The sequence below is a fragment of the Vibrio sp. PBL-C16 genome (assembly GCF_034321865.1).
In the GTDB taxonomy this organism is placed as follows: Bacteria; Pseudomonadota; Gammaproteobacteria; order Enterobacterales; family Vibrionaceae; genus Vibrio; species Vibrio alginolyticus.
Window position 1 is genome coordinate 1,565,924 of the sequence record NZ_JAXLNY010000002.1, and the last position, 19,803, is coordinate 1,585,726.

General features: G+C 44.9%; 19 protein-coding genes. 11 read left to right on the plus strand and 8 right to left on the minus strand.

What is annotated here, in order from left to right:
* Positions 1 to 164 precede the first annotated feature (164 nt).
* Positions 165 to 749, plus strand: a complete 585-nt coding sequence (locus UQW94_RS15455) for an FMN-dependent NADH-azoreductase (RefSeq protein WP_005377667.1) — start codon at positions 165 to 167, stop codon at positions 747 to 749.
* 94 nt (positions 750 to 843) lie between these two features.
* Here UQW94_RS15455 and UQW94_RS15460 read toward each other — a convergent pair whose 3' ends face one another.
* Positions 844 to 1,230, minus strand: a complete 387-nt coding sequence (locus tag UQW94_RS15460; protein ID WP_104975299.1) for a hypothetical protein — start codon at positions 1,228 to 1,230, stop codon at positions 844 to 846.
* A 65-nt stretch (positions 1,231 to 1,295) separates the two neighbouring features.
* Complete coding sequence (locus UQW94_RS15465) at positions 1,296 to 2,600, minus strand: MipA/OmpV family protein (protein WP_322142367.1); 1,305 nt, start codon at positions 2,598 to 2,600, stop codon at positions 1,296 to 1,298.
* A 235-nt stretch (positions 2,601 to 2,835) separates the two neighbouring features.
* Between UQW94_RS15465 and UQW94_RS15470 the strand changes: the two genes are divergently transcribed.
* The 3 genes from UQW94_RS15470 to UQW94_RS15480 all read left to right on the plus strand — a co-directional run bounded on the left by UQW94_RS15470 (position 2,836) and on the right by UQW94_RS15480 (position 5,766).
* Positions 2,836 to 3,186 (plus strand): hypothetical protein, encoded by a 351-nt coding sequence (locus UQW94_RS15470; protein WP_017634942.1) that lies wholly within the window; start codon positions 2,836 to 2,838, stop codon positions 3,184 to 3,186.
* A 9-nt stretch (positions 3,187 to 3,195) separates the two neighbouring features.
* Positions 3,196 to 5,136, plus strand: coding sequence for an alkaline phosphatase D family protein (locus UQW94_RS15475; RefSeq protein WP_318070731.1), 1,941 nt, complete (start codon positions 3,196 to 3,198; stop codon positions 5,134 to 5,136).
* 189 nt (positions 5,137 to 5,325) lie between these two features.
* Positions 5,326 to 5,766: a TerB family tellurite resistance protein gene (locus UQW94_RS15480; protein WP_017820644.1), complete on the plus strand. Its 441-nt coding sequence runs from the start codon at positions 5,326 to 5,328 to the stop codon at positions 5,764 to 5,766.
* Between the two features lie 241 nt (positions 5,767 to 6,007).
* Here the strand turns inward: UQW94_RS15480 and UQW94_RS15485 are convergent, their stop codons facing one another.
* Together UQW94_RS15485 and UQW94_RS15490 are read right to left on the minus strand one after the other, a co-directional pair.
* Positions 6,008 to 6,538 (minus strand): 3'-5' exonuclease, encoded by a 531-nt coding sequence (locus tag UQW94_RS15485; protein ID WP_005377684.1) that lies wholly within the window; start codon positions 6,536 to 6,538, stop codon positions 6,008 to 6,010.
* Positions 6,539 to 6,621: 83 nt separating this feature from the next.
* Complete coding sequence (locus UQW94_RS15490) at positions 6,622 to 8,163, minus strand: sensor domain-containing diguanylate cyclase (RefSeq protein ID WP_005377686.1); 1,542 nt, start codon at positions 8,161 to 8,163, stop codon at positions 6,622 to 6,624.
* A gap of 291 nt (positions 8,164 to 8,454) precedes the next feature.
* On the opposite strand from UQW94_RS15490, the gene UQW94_RS15495 reads away from it, so the two are divergent.
* The 3 genes from UQW94_RS15495 to UQW94_RS15505 all read left to right on the plus strand — a co-directional run bounded on the left by UQW94_RS15495 (position 8,455) and on the right by UQW94_RS15505 (position 13,923).
* A complete protein-coding gene (locus UQW94_RS15495) occupies positions 8,455 to 9,087 on the plus strand; it encodes a DUF2760 domain-containing protein (RefSeq protein WP_017634945.1) in 633 nt (210 codons plus the stop codon).
* Complete coding sequence (locus UQW94_RS15500; protein ID WP_322142368.1) at positions 9,087 to 11,051, plus strand: Hsp70 family protein; 1,965 nt, start codon at positions 9,087 to 9,089, stop codon at positions 11,049 to 11,051. Before UQW94_RS15495 ends, UQW94_RS15500 begins: the two co-directional genes overlap by 1 nt.
* A 61-nt stretch (positions 11,052 to 11,112) precedes the next feature.
* Complete coding sequence (locus UQW94_RS15505; protein ID WP_322142369.1) at positions 11,113 to 13,923, plus strand: Hsp70 family protein; 2,811 nt, start codon at positions 11,113 to 11,115, stop codon at positions 13,921 to 13,923.
* Between the two features lie 85 nt (positions 13,924 to 14,008).
* On the opposite strand, the gene UQW94_RS15510 is transcribed toward UQW94_RS15505, so the two are convergent.
* Positions 14,009 to 14,203, minus strand: coding sequence for a hypothetical protein (locus tag UQW94_RS15510; protein WP_005377692.1), 195 nt, complete (start codon positions 14,201 to 14,203; stop codon positions 14,009 to 14,011).
* Between the two features lie 86 nt (positions 14,204 to 14,289).
* Between UQW94_RS15510 and UQW94_RS15515 the strand changes: the two genes are divergently transcribed.
* Positions 14,290 to 14,976: a DNA-3-methyladenine glycosylase I gene (locus UQW94_RS15515; protein ID WP_322142370.1), complete on the plus strand. Its 687-nt coding sequence runs from the start codon at positions 14,290 to 14,292 to the stop codon at positions 14,974 to 14,976.
* 90 nt (positions 14,977 to 15,066) lie between these two features.
* Here UQW94_RS15515 and UQW94_RS15520 read toward each other — a convergent pair whose 3' ends face one another.
* Together UQW94_RS15520 and UQW94_RS15525 are read right to left on the minus strand one after the other, a co-directional pair.
* Positions 15,067 to 16,044: a Gfo/Idh/MocA family oxidoreductase gene (locus tag UQW94_RS15520; protein WP_322142371.1), complete on the minus strand. Its 978-nt coding sequence runs from the start codon at positions 16,042 to 16,044 to the stop codon at positions 15,067 to 15,069.
* Positions 16,045 to 16,055: 11 nt separating this feature from the next.
* Complete coding sequence (locus UQW94_RS15525; protein ID WP_115385959.1) at positions 16,056 to 16,343, minus strand: putative quinol monooxygenase; 288 nt, start codon at positions 16,341 to 16,343, stop codon at positions 16,056 to 16,058.
* A 103-nt stretch (positions 16,344 to 16,446) separates the two neighbouring features.
* Between UQW94_RS15525 and UQW94_RS15530 the strand changes: the two genes are divergently transcribed.
* Positions 16,447 to 17,325: a LysR family transcriptional regulator gene (locus UQW94_RS15530; RefSeq protein WP_322142372.1), complete on the plus strand. Its 879-nt coding sequence runs from the start codon at positions 16,447 to 16,449 to the stop codon at positions 17,323 to 17,325.
* Positions 17,326 to 17,453: 128 nt separating this feature from the next.
* Here UQW94_RS15530 and UQW94_RS15535 read toward each other — a convergent pair whose 3' ends face one another.
* The gene (locus UQW94_RS15535) at positions 17,454 to 17,609 is read right to left on the minus strand and encodes a hypothetical protein (protein WP_192947914.1); all 156 of its coding nucleotides are present in this window, start codon (positions 17,607 to 17,609) and stop codon (positions 17,454 to 17,456) included.
* 142 nt (positions 17,610 to 17,751) lie between these two features.
* Between UQW94_RS15535 and UQW94_RS15540 the strand changes: the two genes are divergently transcribed.
* Together UQW94_RS15540 and UQW94_RS15545 are read left to right on the plus strand one after the other, a co-directional pair.
* Positions 17,752 to 19,095 carry a sodium/glutamate symporter gene (locus tag UQW94_RS15540; protein WP_322142373.1) on the plus strand — a complete coding sequence of 448 codons (1,344 nt, stop codon included), beginning with the start codon at positions 17,752 to 17,754 and terminating at the stop codon, positions 19,093 to 19,095.
* A gap of 204 nt (positions 19,096 to 19,299) precedes the next feature.
* Positions 19,300 to 19,791: a type II secretion system protein gene (locus UQW94_RS15545; protein WP_005389069.1), complete on the plus strand. Its 492-nt coding sequence runs from the start codon at positions 19,300 to 19,302 to the stop codon at positions 19,789 to 19,791.
* Positions 19,792 to 19,803: the final 12 nt, after the last annotated feature.

A 19,803-nucleotide genomic window follows, 5' to 3' on the forward strand; every position in this document is an offset into this window, starting at 1 on the left:
TACAAAAACTGCGCGGATTGTATCACACAAGATCTGTAACAAGATAACCGAAAGCTCATTCAATTTTTTCGAACATGTTCAGCGAATCGCTAGGCTTTTGAACTCACTTACGTTGCTTATAATGGCTCCCATAGTCGAAAGCACTTATTTAAGGAATAACCATTATGTCTCGTGTACTAGCTCTAAAATCAAGCATCCTTGGCGATTACTCTCAATCAAACAAATTGGTTGAAGACTTCATCAAAAATGTAGACCAAGACAAGCTTACTGTTCGTGATTTGGCTGCAAACCCGCTACCTGTTTTGGACTTCGCCGTTGCGACTGCACTGCGCGCTACGGAAGATCTTTCACAAGAACAGCAAGCGGTAGTCGACTTGTCTGACACCCTTATTGAAGAAGTAAAGGCCGCAGACACTTTGGTTATTGCCGCTCCAATGTACAACTTCACCATCCCGACTCAGCTTAAAAACTGGATTGATTTGATTGCTCGTGCAGGCGTGACATTCAAATACACAGAAAACGGTGTTCAAGGTTTGATTGAAGGTAAAAAGGCGATTGTAGTAACGACTCGTGGTGGTATTCATAAAGATTCACCAACTGACAACGTTACGCCGTACCTACGCACTGTACTGGGTTTTGTAGGAATCACTGATGTGGAATTTGTTTACGCAGAAGCGCTAAACATGGGTGAAGATGCAGCTGCAAAAGGCATTTCAGAAGCGCAAAGCCAACTTGCAACAATGGCGTAAGTTAGAATAAACCAGAATACAAAAGGGATTGGTTCGCGCCAATCCCTTTTTAGATCAAGATGCCTTGATCGTGTTTATAGGGTCGCTTACATCGTCAAAAACGATTCACTTTCTCCAAGTTACGTATTGCATCGAGGTAGACTTTTTCTAAAGACCGCTCAGCTTCGCATATCATGTTCTCGATCATCGCATTAAACGCGACATCGCTACGGACTTCTATATTGTCTCCCGCCTTAACGTCAAGAGAGTTGACGTACAACACCAACCATTCATCGCCCTCCAAATGCCCTTCTCCGTGAATGGCAAAAAAGCGTTTGGCAAATTCAGCGTTGGTACAATTTATCGCTTCAATTTGAAGATTGAATGAGGAGTCGATACTCATGGTGCTCATGCCATCCGACTCATCAGATGCATCACAAACAGCCTTAACTCTGGCACGATATACGAAATTTCTCGTTGAAAGCAGCATAGTATTATTCATCATTACTCATAATGGGCGATAAATAAGTCAGTTGCAAATCCGACTTATATGCATCTCGCGATGCGCTAAAACTCGAACTGGAAATAAATAGTATTGTAGTTACTCCCACCTTTAATTCGCCCAAACTGGGAAGCGCTTTCAAAAATCGCCGAGCGGTGATGCAATGAATAGCCCACCCACATATTGTTCCAGCTCTTTTGGTTGAAGAGATCGCCTACATTGACATCAAACGAGAAATCTAAGTAATTGAGCAACTTGCTTGGTGTATAACCCTTGTCTTCCATTTCTGTGCCTTCAATATAGGTAATGCTATCAATGTATGACACACCTTCCGCTACACCAAATCGCCAAGTCGTAGGCCAATTAACCGTATAATAAGCCTTAATCGCCATGACGTATTCTGTGCTCGCAGACTGAACACTGGACGACCAGTGATGAACCAACCCTGGCGTTAAATAAATATCAAGAGGAAAACCAAACAGCTCATCCGTTAATGGATGCCCATAAAACAATGAAGTAAGTTGATTGTCGTATGGGTCTTTTTCTCTCTCAAAGCTAAATATTTCACCGATGTTCGAAGGCGTCGCCCAACCATGCGCAATACGTAGATATGCTTTATTGCTCAGTGTCGGTTTCGGAGCTTTGCTTTTATCGTTGAAAAAGCCAAAACCGACAAACACTTCTCCCTGATATCGATCTTCTACAAGCTGACTGTTGTAGGTGTTATCATCTAAGCGAGTAACACTCGTCTCACCCAATAAATACAAATTTGAAGTTACATGGTAACGCGCTTTAATACCAAGATTGGTGTCAAGCCCAGCTCCAATTCTCTCGCCAGTAATATCCTTAAAGGAATAATATTCACTATTGAAATCAGCGTCTTTGTATCGAATCGTAATCGATGGCTCTAATTCCCAATCCCCAAATACATAATTGGCAGCAAGGCGGTAATTAGAGTGAAACTGGAGTTCGTCGTCCGCCATCAACTCTACTTCTGCGCGCCAATTGTCGTTAATGCTATAACGCACTTGCCCACCGAAATCGACTCTGTCCCCTTCATTAGCATTTTGTAGTGACATGGGAATATCGACAAATCTCAATCGCATGAGTGCGCTCGCACGCCAGTCGGAATCACTCTCGTTATACAAAAAAGCGCCACCTTCAATGCCATTGATATACACATGTTCGTTTTCAAAGAACATCATTGGTACAAATGTACTCACCGTAGAGTCATTATCGGCGGTATAAAACGGAATCGATGCTGTGCGATACATCGTAGCAATCCCCCACATTTGTTCTTCTGCACCATGCGCAGAAGAAACTGCCGCAGCCAAAGGTAAAACGAGTGTTGTTAGAATTAATCTCTTCATGAGTTCGAAAAATGTTGGTTGAGAAGCAGGCAAACATCAATGATTTGCCATTAAAAGCTTATGTTCTGCTGATGATAGCCGTTACAATGGCAAATGTTGTCATCCTCGTGACAGTTTGAGTCCCAAGATCATATTAATATTGCACGACTAGGTGAGCTTGTTTGCGAATATTTTACCATTACAACAAGCGCTTAAACTCTAGCTTAGTTCTAAATCAAACATAATGAAGTAAAAAGTGAAAGCATCAGAACTCATCTCTACCTTGAATCATTTACCCGCAGATACAGACCCAGACATTGTGATGGGAGAAGCATGGCTGCCAGAGAGGTTGATAGGGACTCAACTCGATGGTGACATGTTGTTTTTGCACTTTGATAATGCACCAGAAGATGGTCAAGGTGACGAAGAAGGGCGTGGCTTCGTCGAACACGAAATCGACCTAATTAGAACTCGGCTTCAGCAAATTTTGGATGAAGACAGTAATAACGCGTCAAAAGCCGATGCGATGCTTGGTTTGTTCCTTATGGGACATGAACTTAGTAGCTCGCAAGTTATCGAAATATTAGAAGAAGAAGCTGACACATAAGGAGCCGTTTTGCCAGCATTGATGAACACGACTGAAATTTCTTCACTTCCTCTTGTAGTTGCAGGTCCGATCCTACGTAAAGTGACCGCAACTGAAATCAATATTTGGCTAGTCACCACCCAACGCTTGGAGGGTATGGTGCAAATTACGGATGAAAATGCCTCCATCCTTTATCAAGCCCCTTTAAGTGAACAAAAAGAACAGCTTCAAATCGGCCTCAATGCGTGGTGTTGCTTACTTAAATTAGAAGGCGAGTTTCCAACCCATCAAGCGTTACGCTATCAAATAAAAACGCAATATGGCTTAGTGACGGAACTGCTCCCTCACCTAACTTATGAGCGAGATAATACGCCAAACTTGGGTATTGAGTTCATCGTTAGTGAAAAAGCGGATTATCTCTTACATGGCTCTTGCCGTAATCCCCATCACTTCAGTGATGATACATTGGTCGCTGCGGATCATAAAATCGCGTCTCAATCCATTGAAGAAAGACCAGATATGCTCATCATGAGTGGTGATCAAATCTATGCAGACCATGTTGCAGGCCCCACTCTCGATGCCATTGAGCAAGTCATAGCTTTATTGGGTTTGCCAGGCGAAGAATTCGATCAAGCTCCGATAAAAAATACCAATGACCTCTACCAACACCCTGCTTGCTATTATGGTCGAGATAAATTGTTGCCTCATTATGTGAGTGATGACAGTTTACTAAGTAAGTTTTTTCCACACCGAGGGACACCAATATTCAGCGCCAAAGAGTGTGAGAATCACCTAATAAGCTTTGCTGAGTGCTTTGCAATGTACTTATTGGTTTGGTCTCCGACCTTGTGGAAGCTTGTTCGAACGGATCGTTTATTAGAAAACGAATTTACTGTCGGCGGAGAAGTTCTTGAACCCAAATGGCAGCAGCAATGGCGCGAAGAAAAAAAACAAATTGATAAATTCGTCGCAGGTCTGGACAAGGTTCAACGCTTACTCGCTCACATTCCAACCTATATGATTTTTGATGATCACGATGTCACCGACGATTGGAATCTCACCATAGGCTGGGAACAAGCCGCATACAGCAACACGTTTGCAAAACGCATTATCGGTAATAGCTTGATTGCTTACTGGCTTTGCCAAGGTTGGGGAAATGCGCCAGAAAAATTCAATGATGAATTTATGAGCCTCGCTCAACGCTTTATCGATGAGCGAACCTCGCAAACCCAAGATGCATTTATTCAATATTTGTATCGCTTTGAGAATTGGCACTACACCATTCCTACGACACCAAAAGTTGTCGTGCTAGATACACGAACCAGACGCTGGCGTTCTGAGTCTAAAATGAACAAACCTTCTGGCTTAATGGACTGGGAAGCGATGATTGAGTTCCACCAAGAGCTAGTGCACCAAGACAAAGTTGTTATTGTTTCTGCTGCGCCAATGTTTGGTGTGAAATTTATCGAAGCACTACAACGTGTGGTGACCATGCTTGGTAAACCATTGATGGTTGATGCTGAAAACTGGATGGCTCACCCCGGAAGTGCGAATACTCTTATTAGTATTTTCACACACACAAAGACACCAACTAACTTTGTTATTCTCTCTGGCGACGTACACTACTCTTTTGCATACGATATTAAGCTCCGCTATCGAAAAAACAGTCCGAATATCTATCAAATCACCTGTAGTGGAATTAAAAATCAGTTCCCTACACAACTGCTCAATATTTGTGATGGCCTAGATAGACTGCTATACAGCCCTCGCTCACCTTTAAACTGGTTCACAAAACGTAAACGACTCAAGATTTACAAACGCGCACCAAGTACACACAACTTTTATCGCTTGGTTAACCATAGTGCCATTGGTGAGCTACGCCTTGATGATGAAGGCAAACCAAGTCAAATTAGTATTCTGACGAGTGATGGTGACGAAGTTCACTTTCCACCCACACGTGCTGAAAGCTGAGTATCTATCCCCAAATGACTTGCCCTTTGCAAGAGGCAAGTCACCGTGAACTAACTCAGGAGTTTAGGTTTTTTGGGGAGAAAGTGGCCGTTCTTAAATGTCAACGGCGTGCTAAATTTGGTATCGCACCTTGAGATCTTCCGTATTTATTACCATGTTAACCAAATAAACAATAGCTCGGTGTTCATTATGTTTAATTCTCTCACATCATTATTTAAACAACTCATTGATGGCTCTGATTTAAGCCAAACCAACACACTTTCCCCTAACATGGCTATCGCGTGTTTGCTTTGTGAAGTTTCTGGCGCAGACCATAGTGTCGATGATAGAGAACAAGAAACAAAGCGCTCTTTATTGATGAAACTGCTTTCGTTAAATGAAGAAGAATCAAATACTTTGTTAGAGCAAGCGCAACAGAAAATAAAAGATTCCGCTTCGCTGTACGACTTTACCTCTCAACTAAGAGAACTGACTCAAGAAACTCGTTACAACTTAATCAAAAGCATGTGGGAAGTCGCTTACGCAGACGGCGAAATTGACCCGCTAGAAGACGCGGTGATCCGTAAAACAGCAGAGCTACTCTATGTTGATCACAGCGAGTTCATTCGAGCGAAGTTACAGTCTCAGTAAAGTGACGAGATGAGTATATAAGTCGCTGGCTAACTCTAAGCTACCCCTAGAATGACAACAGATATCGCTTCTGTAGCCATAAAAAAACGCGCACTCTGCGCGTTTTTCAATAAGCCAACGACATTGTTATTAAAATACTGGTCAAGGTATGTGTTTAGCTCTTTCCACACTAAACAGACTGCATGACAAAACAACAATGGTTGGATGATAATTTAATTACAAGCTAGCTAGGTTCGAATAACTAAAACATGGTCAAAGCAAGCTTAGCTAAGTTGTATGCATCTACATAGCCAGAGTGTTGACGCCCTTCCCAGTCTATTCCTTTTGCTTCTTGAGCGGCTCGATGGCCTATACGTTTATCTTTAAGACGATTTTGAATACGGTAGAGTGTCGCTAAGTTGATGAACTCTGTGAACGGTGCTTCAATACCTTTTTGCTTACACTCTTCTAGAAGAATGAGGTCATCTCGCCCCCAAGATGCAAAGATTTTGTTGCGACCACCGAAGTTCTTAACCATGGATTTAAGCACTTCTTCTAGTGGGCGTCCTTGTTTTTCAATCTTACGTGGTGTGATGCCCGTTAACTCAGCGCAGAACAGAGACACTTCATCGTGTTCTGGTTTCACGTAGTATTGAGCACGCTTGACTATCTCACCTTTAGACAAATCTATTTCAGCTAACCCCACTTCGATAATTTCACCCGTGCTGCCGACGCCATTTTCGTTCCAGCAACACATTTCTAAATCGAAGCATACAATACGGTTATGGTTCATAGTTTGCCTTGGTTCCTAACATAAAAATTTAAAGCGTGCGATTCTATCGTAACACGGCGTAAAACTCGAATTTGTGCGCCCATTTAATCGCCGATCGACACATTATTACGGCCGTTTTTTTTACTCAAATAGAGTTGACTGTCCATTTTGTGATACAAGCTCTCAGGATCTTCTTCTTTATGGATAACCGCACCGATACTCAACGTACAGATGATTGACGCATCACCATAATCAAAAGCCGTACTTGCCACAACACTCCGTAACTTTTCTAGGTAAGCTTCTAGCACCGCTCTATCAATGACTTTAGAAATAATACAAAACTCGTCACCACCAGCGCGGTAAAACTTATCTCCCGGTTTTAAATTAGCACTGACCAGCTTAGTGACATGTTGCAACGCTTCATCTCCACCTAAATGGCCGTGTTTGTCATTAATCACTTTGAAGTGGTCGATATCAAAACCAACCAAGGCGAAGTTAACACCTTTGTTTATCTGATTAAGCAAGTGATCGTTGAATGCTCGGCGATTCAGTAGTTGAGTTAGAGGGTCTCGCTCTGCCATTCTTTTTAATTCAACGGTTTTGAGCTCCAACATGACCGCTAAGCGCTCTTTTTCTCGAGACTGTAAATTTACAATCCAACTGATCAAAAAGGCGATTACCAATCCGGCTAGCGTCGTGCCCGCTAAAATAGAACGCTCCCAAGCTGAGACTGCGTCAGAAAGCTTAAAGTCAATACGCCATTCACGGTTAGGCAGTTGAATGGTTCGGCTTATAACGGTTCCTCGAATGTTATCCCAGCTAGCACTTTGAAAGAGAACAGGGTCATCTGCTGCGTCGAATCCCAAGTCTTCTACGCGCACCGACATATCGAGCTCCGTCGCGGTTTTCGTAATCAAATCCTCAAAGTAAACCGTACTTCGGATAACGCCGGTCACTACTCCTAATAAATATTTGTTCTCGAAGTCGAACACTGGATGGAACACCAGCAACCCAGTCTTAGGTATGGACTTGTCATAACCATCTTGCAGTAAGCGAACTTTATCCGAGACATTCGCTCGCCCATTTTCGGAAATATCATCCAAGATTAAATCGAAGCGTTTGCGCGAAAAATAGAAACCCAATAGAGAAAGGTTTTCCGGTGTTCTTGGGTAGATATCCGACGCGATAAAAATTGGCTCATTGTGTTCAAAAATGTACCCGTAGGTTTTGGGACCATCTTTAGGAACGGTAAACGGTTGGAAGTTTGGAAATTTTTGACGGGTCTTTAAAATATGTTCATCAAGATCTTCGAATTCGACCTTTTGCATCCATTGAAGTCCAATGAGACTTCGCGAGCTATTAATCACTTGTTCCGCATACATGGGAAACGATGGCCAATAGCTTCGCTCAATCGAATGGAAAAAGTTTGCGCCCGCACCAATGAACTTTAGATCATTCTCGACGTTTGCTTTAAGTGATTCTGCTTGTCGGTCGGCTAAAGTATCAAACGTCGTCTGTGTATACCGTTGCTGCATTGTATAAGCAGCACCTACTACACCAGCAGTGACACATAAAGTCGCCAAAAAAGCTAAAATAGAGTCTGAATGTCGTTTTATAAAGCTCTTATGAGCGGTGCTTTGTGTCATATCGTAATTTTTGATACTTCCGTAAGTTAAACTTCGGGATCTATTGAAATACTGCGTTAGCAACGCACAAACATCAAGCAACAACCTATATTGGGGAGTCTGATCGTCGATTTTTCACGCTGTTCGTACGGTATAGTCACGAATTATTACAGCCTTAAGCCTTGAATATGCTACCATCCGTCATCATTTTAATGTCTAAACTTGGTGCAAGATCGCAAAGACGATCGTTTTAGTGAACAAATATGAGCCAATACTGAGCACCAATAAATCAATAGAAAGAGAAAAAACGTCATGAACATTGATTTGAACCTAATTCCTCAAACGTTCGATATGCTTCACGCAGGCCTAACCGCATCGAGCGTTTTGCTTCTTCTAGTTGCAGTGTCGCGCAAATCAAAAGTGGTCGAGAAAGTGGTAGAAAAACCAGTCGAGAAAATCGTCGAGGTTGAGAAACCAGTTGAGAAGATCGTTGAAGTAGAAAAAGTAGTGGAAGTAGAGAAAGTCGTAGAGCGTGTTGTAGAAGTTGAATCAAAACTTGCAACCGCATCAACGGACTCTGCAATGCAGCTGCTTTCTATCATGCAACAAGAAGCTCGTCTGATTGACTTCTTAAAAGAAGACCTAACGTCATTCTCTGATGAAGAAGTAGGCGCAGCCGCTCGCGTAATCCACACTGGTGGTCAGAAAGTACTGAACGACTACGTGACGCTAGCGCACGTTCGTAACGAAGACGAAGAAACTCGCATTACGGTTGAAGAAGGCTTCAACCCACAAGAAATCCGCCTAACTGGCAACGTAACAGGCAGCGCGCCATTTAACGGCACGCTAGTTCACAAAGGTTGGAAGGCAACATCAATGACGTTGCCTAAACTGGCTGAGAACTACGACGCATCTGTGATCGCTCCAGCTGAGGTTGAGCTGTAATGGAACACATGAACCAAGAAAACCATTCTCAAGAAGCGTCTGTTGAAACTCAACAGACGCCTAAATTCAGTGTTGGTATCGACTTAGGTACAACACACTGTGTGATGTCTTTTGTTGATACTCACGACGAAGACGCTCGCGTTGAAGTGATGCCTATCCCGCAGTTGACTGCGCCGGGTACGGTAGAGACTCGCAGCCAATTAGGCTCTTTCCTTTACCAGCCGCACGAACACGAAATGAACCCACAATCACGCGTTCTTCCGTGGTCGAGCGAGCCAAAAGCTCTAGTTGGTGCAATTGCACGTAACCTAGGTTCAAAAACACCAATTCGTCTTGTTGCAAGTGCGAAATCTTGGCTTTGCCACGCAGGTGTGAACCGTCGTGATGCTTTCCTGCCAGCAGGTAGCCCAGAAGAAGTGGAAAAAGTATCCCCTCTTCGTGCGACAGAGCTTTACCTAGAGCACCTAAAAGACGCTTGGAATCACGCGAACCCAATTCACAACCTTGCCGATCAAGACGTGACTATCACGGTACCTGCTTCTTTTGATCCTGCTGCTCGCGATCTAACTGCAGAAGCAGCACGCAACGTTGGTTTTGTGCACCTAACGCTTCTAGAAGAGCCACAAGCTGCACTTTACAACTGGATCGATAACAGCAACGACAAATGGCGCGACGAAGTTGAAGTTGGCGACATCGTACTTGTGGTCGATATCGGTGGTGGTACAACCGACCTTTCTTTGGTTGAAGTAACTGAAGACGACGGCAACCTAACTCTGAACCGTATCGCGGTAGGTGAACACATCCTACTTGGCGGTGACAACATGGATCTTGCACTTGCGTACCGCTTGAAGATGAAGCTAGTGCAAGAAGGCAAAGAGCTACAGCCATGGCAAGTTCAAGCAATGACACACGCATGTCGTGACGCGAAAGAAGCGCTATTGAACGACAGCGAACTTCAGTCAGTGCCAATTGTAGTACCAAGCCGTGGTTCTAAACTGCTTGGCGCAACGCTAAAAACAGAACTGACTCAAGAAGAAGTACAACAAACACTGGTTGATGGCTTCTTCCCTCAAGTTGCAATTACTGACCACCCTGTTCAACGTAACCGTGGTGCACTAACGCAAATGGGTCTGCCTTACGCACAAGATGCAGGCATTACTCGTCACATTGCAGCGTTCTTGTCTAAGCAAGCCAATGCTCTTTCTACTTCAGGAAATGGCGCAGAAGCAGCAGCTCAAGATTTCAACCCATTCGCTAACATGCCTGGTATGCCAGGTTCGGATGCAGCGCAGTCAGCTGACTTCATCAAGCCAACCGCAATCCTATTCAACGGTGGTGTTCTGAAATCGAAACTTCTAGCAACTCGTCTAGAAGACACGATCAACGAATGGCTAATTGAAGCAGATGCAGAAATGGCAAAACGCCTAACAGGTGTGGATCTAGACCTTGCAGTTGCTAGCGGTGCGGCTTACTACGGCTCTGTGCGTCGTGGTCAGGGCGTTCGTATCCGTGGTGGTATTGCTTCGGCGTACTACGTGGGTATCGAAAGTGCGATGCCAGCTATTCCGGGCATGGCGCCGCCAATGGAAGCACTTTGTGTTGCACCATTTGGTATGGAAGAAGGCTCAAGCGTTGACGTACCAAGCCAAGAGTTTGGTTTGATCATCGGCCAGCCAGTTAACTTCCAATTCTTCGGCTCAACGGTTCGTCGTGATGACCTAGCAGGTACTCACCTAGACTACTGGGCACCAGAAGAGCTTGAAGAGCTTCCAGAAATTCAAGTAACGCTGCCTGTATCTGAAGGTCGTCGTGAAGGTGAAGTGGTTCCAGTTACCCTAGCCTCTCGCGTCACAGAGCTTGGTACGCTTTACTTAGAAGCCATTGCCGCTGATAACGGGCAAAAATGGCATGTTGAGTTCGATGTGCGTGAAGACGCGAAAAGTGACTCAAACGAAGAACAATAATTAGAAGTCAAACGGCATCCAATCGGGTGCCGTTTTTAAATACACGAAGGTTTGGTTTTGTATGGCATCTCCTCGTTTCCTTGTTGGTATTGACCTCGGCACCACAAACACTGTGGTGGCCTACTGTGAAATCACCGACAACCTTGAACAATCCGAAGTATCCCTATTCGACATCGACCAACTGATTGGTCCGGGCGAAGTCGTTCGTAAACCACTTCTGCCCTCTTTCCGCTATCATCCAGCTGTAGGTCAAATCTCCCCTTCTGATCTCACTCTTCCTTGGGACAACGAACCTGTTGCTGGCGACATTAACAATCTCATCGTTGGTGAATGGGCTCGTGAATTAGGCGCGAAGGTGGAAGGACGTCAGGTATCCAGTGCAAAAAGCTGGCTATCGCACCAAGCAGTTGATCGTAGCTCAGACATTCTCCCTTGGGCTGGCGCGCAAGACGTAGATAAAGTCTCGCCCGTCATTGCCAGTGCAAGCTACCTCAACCACATTCGTCAAGCATGGAACTACCGACATCCTAGTAACAAGCTAGAAGACCAAGATGTGGTTGTGACCGTTCCAGCGTCGTTCGATGAAACCGCTCGTAAGCTCACGCTTGAAGCCGCAGAGTTGGCAGGTTTAAAGAAAATCGTCCTGCTCGAAGAGCCACAAGCCGTATGTTACGACTGGTACGCACGCCATCAGAAAACCGCAGCTGATGAGCTCAAAGAGTTACCGCTGATTCTGGTGTGCGATGTGGGCGGTGGTACCACCGACTTAAGCTTGATTGAAGCCAGTTTCTCTTCTCAAGATGAGCTAGCCCTTGATCGTATTGGCGTTGGCGAACACTTGATGCTGGGTGGTGATAACCTCGACTTAGCATTAGCACACCTTGCAGAGAGCCGCTTCAATCAAAGTAAGAAACTCACTGCAGCAAGCCTGACTAAGCTGATTCAGCAAACGCGTAAAGCGAAAGAGAACCTGCTTTCAGCGAGCGCACCTGACGAAGTGAAGATCACCATGTTAGGTAGCGGCTCTAAGCTACTTGGGGGCACAAAGAGTATTGCTCTAAGCAAACAAGAAGTGCACCAAATCGCATTAGATGGCTTCTTCCCGCTTTCTGATTTCAGTGAAGTGCCGGACAAACGCCGCAGCGCGGTTGTCGAGTTTGGTCTTCCATACGTTGCTGACCCAGCGGTGAGCAAGCACGTAGCCGAGTTCTTAACTCAGCACCAACAAGTTGCTCGTGCCGCTCTTCGCATTGAAGACGACAAACAAAATGCCATTCCGGTAGGTTTGCTACTCAACGGTGGTGTGTTCAATAGTGAACTTGTGACTGAGCGTGTCACTACCCTCCTTTCCGATTGGCGCGGCGCTCCGGTTACGGTATTAGATAACCCACATCCAGATTGGTCTGTTGCCCTGGGTGCTGTTGCATTTGGTAAAGCACGTCGTGGTGCGCAGCTTAAAATTGGTGGCGGTGCAGCGCGTTCTTACTTCTTGCACCTTCAAGAGAAGAACAAGATGGGCAAAGCGCTCTGTTTGCTTGCAAAAGGTACAGAAGAAGGACACGAGATCCGCTTAAGTGGTCGTCGTTTCTCGCTTACCCTAGGTGAACCTGTTCGCTTTAACCTGCTGACTTATACACACGACACCTTAACCAATAACACCGTTATTCAAAACGGTGTGATGGTTGACGTTGATCCTGACTTGTTTGCTCCTCTTCCACCTTATATCACTACCCTTGAAGGTGAAGGCGCTGAACTGCAAGCCAACCAGAAAGAGCGTGTAGAAGTACAACTGGCGTGTCAGTTGACCGAAGTCGGCACGCTTAAGATGGAATGTGTCAGCGCAGAAGATGACAGCAAACGTTGGGAGCTGGAATTCGAAGTTCGTAACAAGCAAACTGACGACAGTGAACAAGTTAAGCTTCACCCTAAACTGAACGAATGTAAGGAGCTGATCGCTCGCCTTTACAGCGGTAATAAGAAAAGCGCAGAAAGCAAAGAGATCAAAACCTTAGCCAAAGATCTTGAGAAGAAACTGGGCAAACGTGACGAGTGGGATTTCACTACCCTACGTCAACTTTTTGATACCTTTGCGCAAGGTCGTAAGCGTCGCCGTCGTTCTGAACAGCACGAGAAAAACTGGCTTCGTTTGGCGGGCTTTGCACTGCGTCCGGGCTTTGGCGATCCAACAGACTCTTGGCGTATTGAGCAAGTTTGGGGACTGTATCAACAAAATATTCAGTTCAAAAACCATCAAGGTTGGACAGACTGGTGGGTATTCTGGCGACGTATCGCAGGTGGTTTGAGCCAAGAGCAACAAGAGACCATCTTGGCGGACATCGCGAAATACCTACATCCTGGTGCGATGAAAAACCCACAATTAGCCAAAGCGGCACAAGATATGGGTTACGAGTCTATGGTGCGCTTGTCTGCTTCTCTGGAGCATTTAGAAGTCGAAGACAAGGTTCTATTGGCTACGTGGTTCTTGAGCAAAGCCATCAACCATAACCAGTTCGAACAAGCGCACTGGTGGGCTATGGGTCGCTTGGCATCGCGTACGCCTTTGTATGGCAGCCAGCATAACGTCATTCCTCGTGAACAAGCGGAACAATGGTTACCTAAGCTGTTGGAACAGAACTGGCAGAAAGAGCCAATGATCGCTTTCGCAGCCGTAATGATTTGTCGTAAGACGGGCGACCGCCTATTTGATATCTCAGACGACTACCGTGAACAAGTTCTCACCAAGCTGAAGCAAAGCAAGGTGCCTGAATCTTGGGTATCACTGGTTGAAGAAGTCAAAGAGCTATCTGAGAGCGAATCGAAGCGTATCTTTGGTGATGCACTCCCAAGCGGTCTGACGCTGGTAAACAACTAAGCTCCCATGCTTATAAACGCAACAAAGCCCTTCATGAGAAGGGCTTTGTTTTATCTGATTCTGCTTGCTGACGAAAGTCGACTCGTTAATTCATTTCCGTATTGATCACCACATCACGTGTTTCATTATCCATATCACTGATGCCGACCACTGAGATTTCACGGTCAGATAAATTCTCAATCATGCTATCTTCTAACCCACCGTCCGTCATCCACGCATAGAATTTTTCCGCAATACGATCCGAACCTTCTCCGACAAACGTTAATGTGACCTTCTTCATTTGTGACACTCCATCAATTTACGATTCAGCCACTTAAGCGTAGTATGTTTCGCAAATATCGACATAAACTAGGACTAACTTCTTTTATGAGTATCGAAAAATTTGACGCGATTTATCAGCGTGCTGCTGAGCGTAAAGGTGGTGAAGATCAACTTGAAGCGCTTTTGTCTCATCCATTAAGTAAAGAAGAATTGGCAGCGATTCCCGACGACCGTTGGCTGGCCGCTTTTTCGATGAAAGTATTCCAAAGTGGGATTTCGTGGAGTGTGGTTCGCAACAAGTGGCCGAACTTCGAAGAAGTGTTCTTTGGGTTTAAGATTGAGCCGCTATTAATGCTGTCAGATGAGCAATGGGAAACCAAAGCAACCGACAAACGCATCATTCGCCACCTCACTAAAGTTATGTCGATTCCTGCCAACGCTCGTATGATCCACGAAGCAAAAATCGAATACGGCTCGTTTGGCAAAATGGTTGCCGATTGGCCGCAAGATAAAATCACCGACCTGTGGGCGTATTGGAAGAAACGCGGTAATCGCCTAGGCGGAAATACTGGCCCTTACACACTTCGTCAAATGGGCGTTGATACCTTCATCTTGTCTAGCGACGTCGAGGCTTACCTGCGCAATTGCAAGATCATTGAAGGTGGCAAAGATACGAAAAAATCGCTCGATGCAACCAACAAAGCGTTTGTTCAATGGCAGCAAGAAAGTGGCAGAAGCCTGTCTGAGATCAGCCAAATCATTGCGTTCAGCACCGGCGATAATCGCATTTAATCCAGACTGAACACAAAATAAAAACGGCGCACTGATCATTGTTAGTGCGCCGTTTTTATTTTCATTGGTCTATTTCACCTAAACACAGGCTTACTTTGAAGCCAGTGATTCCCACTCAGTCAGTAGCTGCATAATACGGTGAGAGTCTTCCCATGTTGCACAAGGGTTCTCTAACGATGTACGCCCTGCTTCAACCGCTTGGCGAATATTGCGCACTTGATAGAAGAAAGCGTCTCCAGCTGCCGATACAGACACCTCGCGCTTCGACGTCTCGTAAATTTCCACACTAAACTGGTTGTCTTGCGTTGGTAGCCATGGATTCGAGTCTAACGTAATACTGCCTTTACTACCCAGAATAGTGAATTGGTGTTTCAATCCATGATCTTCGGCGGTGTGTACGCTCGCCGTTTGTTGCTCACCGAATTGCATAATCAAACTCGATTCACAGATATTCCCATCGTTACCTCGTCGACCAATCGCCGTCATAGAGCGGTTTCCAAAGGCTTGTTCACCCAACATGGTTTTCACCACCAAATGCACCAATGACATTGGGTAGCAACCTAAGTTATACAAAGCACCTTTACTGTCTGGATTAACAAACTGCGCAATCGACGCAATATAAGACGTGTGGATGGAGCGAAGTTCACCAATCTCTCCCGATTTAAGCACAGAAACCAACTCGCTGATCAATGGGTGATGTAAGTACATCAAACCCTCAGCAAAGAATACCTTGTGCGTTTCGACGGCTTTTAGTGCCAACTCGGTTTTTTCCATATCTACCGACAGTGACTTTTCACACAGGATCGCTTTGCCCTGCTCAGCCGCTTTTGCGATAAAGTCATGATGAAGGTGATTTGGCAGTGCGATGTAAATAATGTCGACTTGCTCGTCGGCAATCAACGCATCGTAATCGGTGAACGTATTCTCGATGCCATATTGCTCAGCGAATGCCTTTAAGTTCTGCTCCGAACGCCCAGCAACCGCGTACAGTTCACTCTTGTCATCGCCTTGGATTGCCTCAGCCATGACACCTGAGATAAAGCTTGTGCCTAAAATACCCCATTTCATGTTCGCCTCTCCTATTGAGCTTGGGTTTCGAATGCTTGAACTAACTCTGCCATTTCAGCCGCAATAAACGCTTGTGTATGCGGCATAGCAAAATGCGCTTCAATCGCGGCGCGGTTTTCATATCGCTCCCAAAGAATCACACGTTGTGGATCTTTAGAATCGTAGGTCGCATTCGCTTGCAAGCACCCCGCTTCGCTTTGCATATCAAGGCAAAATTGTTCAATGGCTTCAACTACTTGTTGTCTTGGCTTATCGGCATTCATTTTCAGTTCGGCGGTAACAAAAATCGTATCATTCATGATGGATCTCTTTCTCCATTCTTAATCATACGCCCACTGTAATTAACCTCGTTTGATTGATAAACTCTGCTTTAGTTATTTCTTTATCAACTCTGGGTGTGCAATGGATAAATTAACAAGCATGAAAGTTTTCGCTTACGTGGTCGAACACGGCAGCTTTCGTAATGCAGCACACCACTTTGATATTTCACCGACCATGGTTGGCAAGCACGTGAGCTTTCTTGAGCAAAGCTTAGGTACACAGCTGATTCATCGCACCACGCGCAAACAGTCCCTGACCGAAGCCGGTAGACTCTACTACCAAGAGTGCCACCGCATTATTGAAGACATCACCAACGCAGAGAACCTGATCCAGACGCTGATCAACCGTCCCACCGGAACAGTAAAAGTTAACTGCCCTGTCACGTATGGCAAAAAGGTCATTGCTCCTGTCGTGGCTGACTTCTTAGCTGAATTTCCCGATTTGAACGTTGAGCTGATGTTGGATAACAATTTGATTGACCCATATCGAAGCGAAGCTGACGTGATTATTCGAATCGGTGAATTGGTCGATTCGTCGTTAGTCGCGAGAAAATTGGGTGAATACCACATGACTTACTGCGCCTCACCCTCTTACCTTGAGCAACATGCCCCTATCCAATCGCTTGATGACCTTGAACATCATCATTGTTTGGGTTTTCAGTATCACCAAGGAGAAAGCCAACAAGTGGTGAACATGCCATCTAATACCTTTGGAAACAGCAACACCCGATTAACATCTAATAATGGCGATGTACTTAAGTTTGCCGCGTTAAAAGGCTCTGGTGTTCTTCTGCAGCCAAAGATCTTAGTTGAACAGGAAATTCAATCTGGTGCCTTGGTAGAAATTCTCCAGCAACATGCTCCCAAGCCAAAACCGATCCACCTGCTTTACCGTTCAAAACAGCTTTCCCTTAAAAACCGCACCTTGGTTGATTTTGTTCTTTCGCATGTGAATCCGTAACGCCACCTCATAAAGCGGCGACAATTTAACCACTCAATCAACTTTTATTGTCGATATGACAAATATTATTTCTTGTTAATTGTCTTTATTTTTCAGTCCGTTAGTATAGAACGCTCATTTAGTGAACACTATTTGTTGATTCCCATCAATTGCATTGCTCTGACAAAGTGACTAGGATTGCCGCCTTTCCTGAGTGAACTATCAAAATAACATCGAGAAATTTCATCAAATTTCTCTTCAAGTTCGTGCGCAATCACGACATTTGCACTCATTTCAAATTGCATAAGCACATTCCTTTGCTTATGAAAACGACATTGATTTCTCAACGCTTTTAGTCACGTATGTGACTTTTTGGCTTGAGAGAGATTTTTATTCAAGGTAGGTCACAAGGACGCTACCCCTTGACTGCATTTACTGGAGGATAAGATGCCTAAAGGTCTAATGCTGACTGACTTAGCCATCGCTGGCTTACTATTGATTTTGGCAAAAGTCATTCGCGTTCACGCGCCATTACTACAGCGTATGTACATTCCATCGGCGGTTCTCGCAGGATTATTCGGTCTAATTTTTGGACCAGCCCTGTTAGACGTACTGCCTTGGACCGATACGTTTACCGCTAACGCAAGCCTATTAACTGCTGCACTTTTTTCTGCGTTAGGTCTGGCAACGGATGTTCCATCACCTAAAACCGTCGCACAGCGTGCTGGCTCATTGTGGGCGTTTAACCAAATCGCTTCTGTTTCTCAGTGGTTGTTTGCGGCAATGTTTGGTCTAGTTCTCACAACCTTCTTCTGGCCAGAGATTAATCCCGGCTTTGGTGTGACAATGTCTGCGGGCTTTATGGGTGGTCACGGGTCTGCCTCTGTTGTTGGTGAAATCTTCACGGGGCTTGGCTGGGAAGATGGCTTCACACTTGGCTTAACATTCGCAACCGTGGGTATTTTCATTTCAATTTCTGTCGGCATGCTCATGCTGCAATTCGCATTGAAGATGGGTTGGATTCGTAGCTTTACGACCTTCGATAGCATGGATGAACACGAACGCAAGGGGCTCGTTAAGCCTGATGATCAAGCGCCGGTAATGAAAGACACCATGTCTTCCCTGTCGGTTGATTCTTTTGCGATTCACGCGGCGTTGGTTGTAGTGGTAACGGCTTTCTCGTATGTAGCGGCTAACTACTTATCTTCTTTCCACGATAAGGTACAAATTCCTACGTTCGTAACCGGCTTCCTTGGCGGCATGCTTGTGCGAATCATCGCAAAACAAACGAAGGCTTCACGCTATCTTTGTGACGGTGCATTCAAACACGCTGCGGGCATCAGTACCGATTATTTGATTATCTTTGGTATCTCAGCCATCAAGATTACCGTCTTAGCCCAGTATTTAATGCCGATGGTAGTGCTTGCAATCGGCGGTATCGCCTTCACACTATGGCTAATCTTCTGGGTTGCCCCACGTATCATGGGAGAAGATTGGTTCGAGAAAGGCATTTTCTCTTGGGGTTGGTTAACCGGTACGGTTGCCATGGGTATTGCGTTGCTTCGTATTGTTGATCCAAAAATGCGTAGCAAGGTGCTTGATGATTACGCCATCGCTTATGTCCCTGGCTCAATCACTGACATCTTCATCATCTCTTTGATGCCAATCGCGATGTATAACGGCATGCACTGGCAAGCGCTTGGGGTAGGATTAGGTTACATCGCAATTGTCTTATTTATTTGGCGATTCATTTTTAAACGTAACAGCAGTGATCTGACACACGAATCTTAGTCGCTTTACTCGGGAGGATTTTATCCTCTCGAGTTCATTCCTTGGTTTTTATCAAAATCACTCCTCATCTCGAAAATAAGCAACTTGTTTTATATTTGAGATTTGCAATCCCGATCTCTTACTATCATTCTTTTTTAATACTTGACCTGAAAGTTTCTATATCAGAATAGCCGCCTATTCGTTTCTAAAACATGGAGAAAGGCTGTGCGTCGCTCTCAAGGATTTACTCTTATTGAACTCATTGTGTGCATCATCATTCTTGGTATTGTAAGCGTCGTTGCATTTCCTAAATTTCTTGACTTACAAAAAGATGCCAGAGTAGCGGTTCTATATGGAGCCAGAGAAGCACTCATGACCGCCAACAACTTTGTCTACACCAAAGCAGTGATTCAATCTCAAGAGACAGTAGATGGCGGCATAAAATATAACATTGATCTAGATAATGACGGCCATAACGACCTAATTGGTTACTTTGGATTTATCAAAAATGTTATTCCAGCAAAAGAGCTAGCAGGCTTTGATCCACAACTCACTATTAACACTTGGTACGGGGTAGACAGTCCAGACGAGCCCTACTTCCTTATTGGTTTTGCAAACAAGCCTGTTGGTCCAGAACATATGTGTTATGTCGAAGTTTACTACCCAGAAACTCCTGGTGGCCAAGTGAAATACAAAATACAAACTGACGATTGCTAATTCCCATAGAGA

What these genes read in the sequence shown, in the direction of transcription:
- UQW94_RS15455 (WP_005377667.1), top strand. Translation starts at nt 165, where the DNA reads ATGTCTCGTGTACTAGCTCTAAAATCAAGCATCCTTGGCGATTACTCT.
- UQW94_RS15460 (WP_104975299.1), bottom strand. Translation starts at nt 1,230, where the DNA reads ATGAATAATACTATGCTGCTTTCAACGAGAAATTTCGTATATCGTGCC.
- UQW94_RS15465 (WP_322142367.1), bottom strand. Translation starts at nt 2,600, where the DNA reads ATGAAGAGATTAATTCTAACAACACTCGTTTTACCTTTGGCTGCGGCA.
- UQW94_RS15480 (WP_017820644.1), top strand. Translation starts at nt 5,326, where the DNA reads ATGTTTAATTCTCTCACATCATTATTTAAACAACTCATTGATGGCTCT.
- UQW94_RS15485 (WP_005377684.1), bottom strand. Translation starts at nt 6,538, where the DNA reads ATGAACCATAACCGTATTGTATGCTTCGATTTAGAAATGTGTTGCTGG.
- UQW94_RS15490 (WP_005377686.1), bottom strand. Translation starts at nt 8,163, where the DNA reads ATGACACAAAGCACCGCTCATAAGAGCTTTATAAAACGACATTCAGAC.
- UQW94_RS15495 (WP_017634945.1), top strand. Translation starts at nt 8,455, where the DNA reads ATGAACATTGATTTGAACCTAATTCCTCAAACGTTCGATATGCTTCAC.
- UQW94_RS15500 (WP_322142368.1), top strand. Translation starts at nt 9,087, where the DNA reads ATGGAACACATGAACCAAGAAAACCATTCTCAAGAAGCGTCTGTTGAA.
- UQW94_RS15505 (WP_322142369.1), top strand. Translation starts at nt 11,113, where the DNA reads ATGGCATCTCCTCGTTTCCTTGTTGGTATTGACCTCGGCACCACAAAC.
- UQW94_RS15510 (WP_005377692.1), bottom strand. Translation starts at nt 14,203, where the DNA reads ATGAAGAAGGTCACATTAACGTTTGTCGGAGAAGGTTCGGATCGTATT.
- UQW94_RS15515 (WP_322142370.1), top strand. Translation starts at nt 14,290, where the DNA reads ATGAGTATCGAAAAATTTGACGCGATTTATCAGCGTGCTGCTGAGCGT.
- UQW94_RS15520 (WP_322142371.1), bottom strand. Translation starts at nt 16,044, where the DNA reads ATGAAATGGGGTATTTTAGGCACAAGCTTTATCTCAGGTGTCATGGCT.
- UQW94_RS15525 (WP_115385959.1), bottom strand. Translation starts at nt 16,343, where the DNA reads ATGAATGATACGATTTTTGTTACCGCCGAACTGAAAATGAATGCCGAT.
- UQW94_RS15530 (WP_322142372.1), top strand. Translation starts at nt 16,447, where the DNA reads ATGGATAAATTAACAAGCATGAAAGTTTTCGCTTACGTGGTCGAACAC.
- UQW94_RS15535 (WP_192947914.1), bottom strand. Translation starts at nt 17,609, where the DNA reads ATGCAATTTGAAATGAGTGCAAATGTCGTGATTGCGCACGAACTTGAA.
- UQW94_RS15540 (WP_322142373.1), top strand. Translation starts at nt 17,752, where the DNA reads ATGCCTAAAGGTCTAATGCTGACTGACTTAGCCATCGCTGGCTTACTA.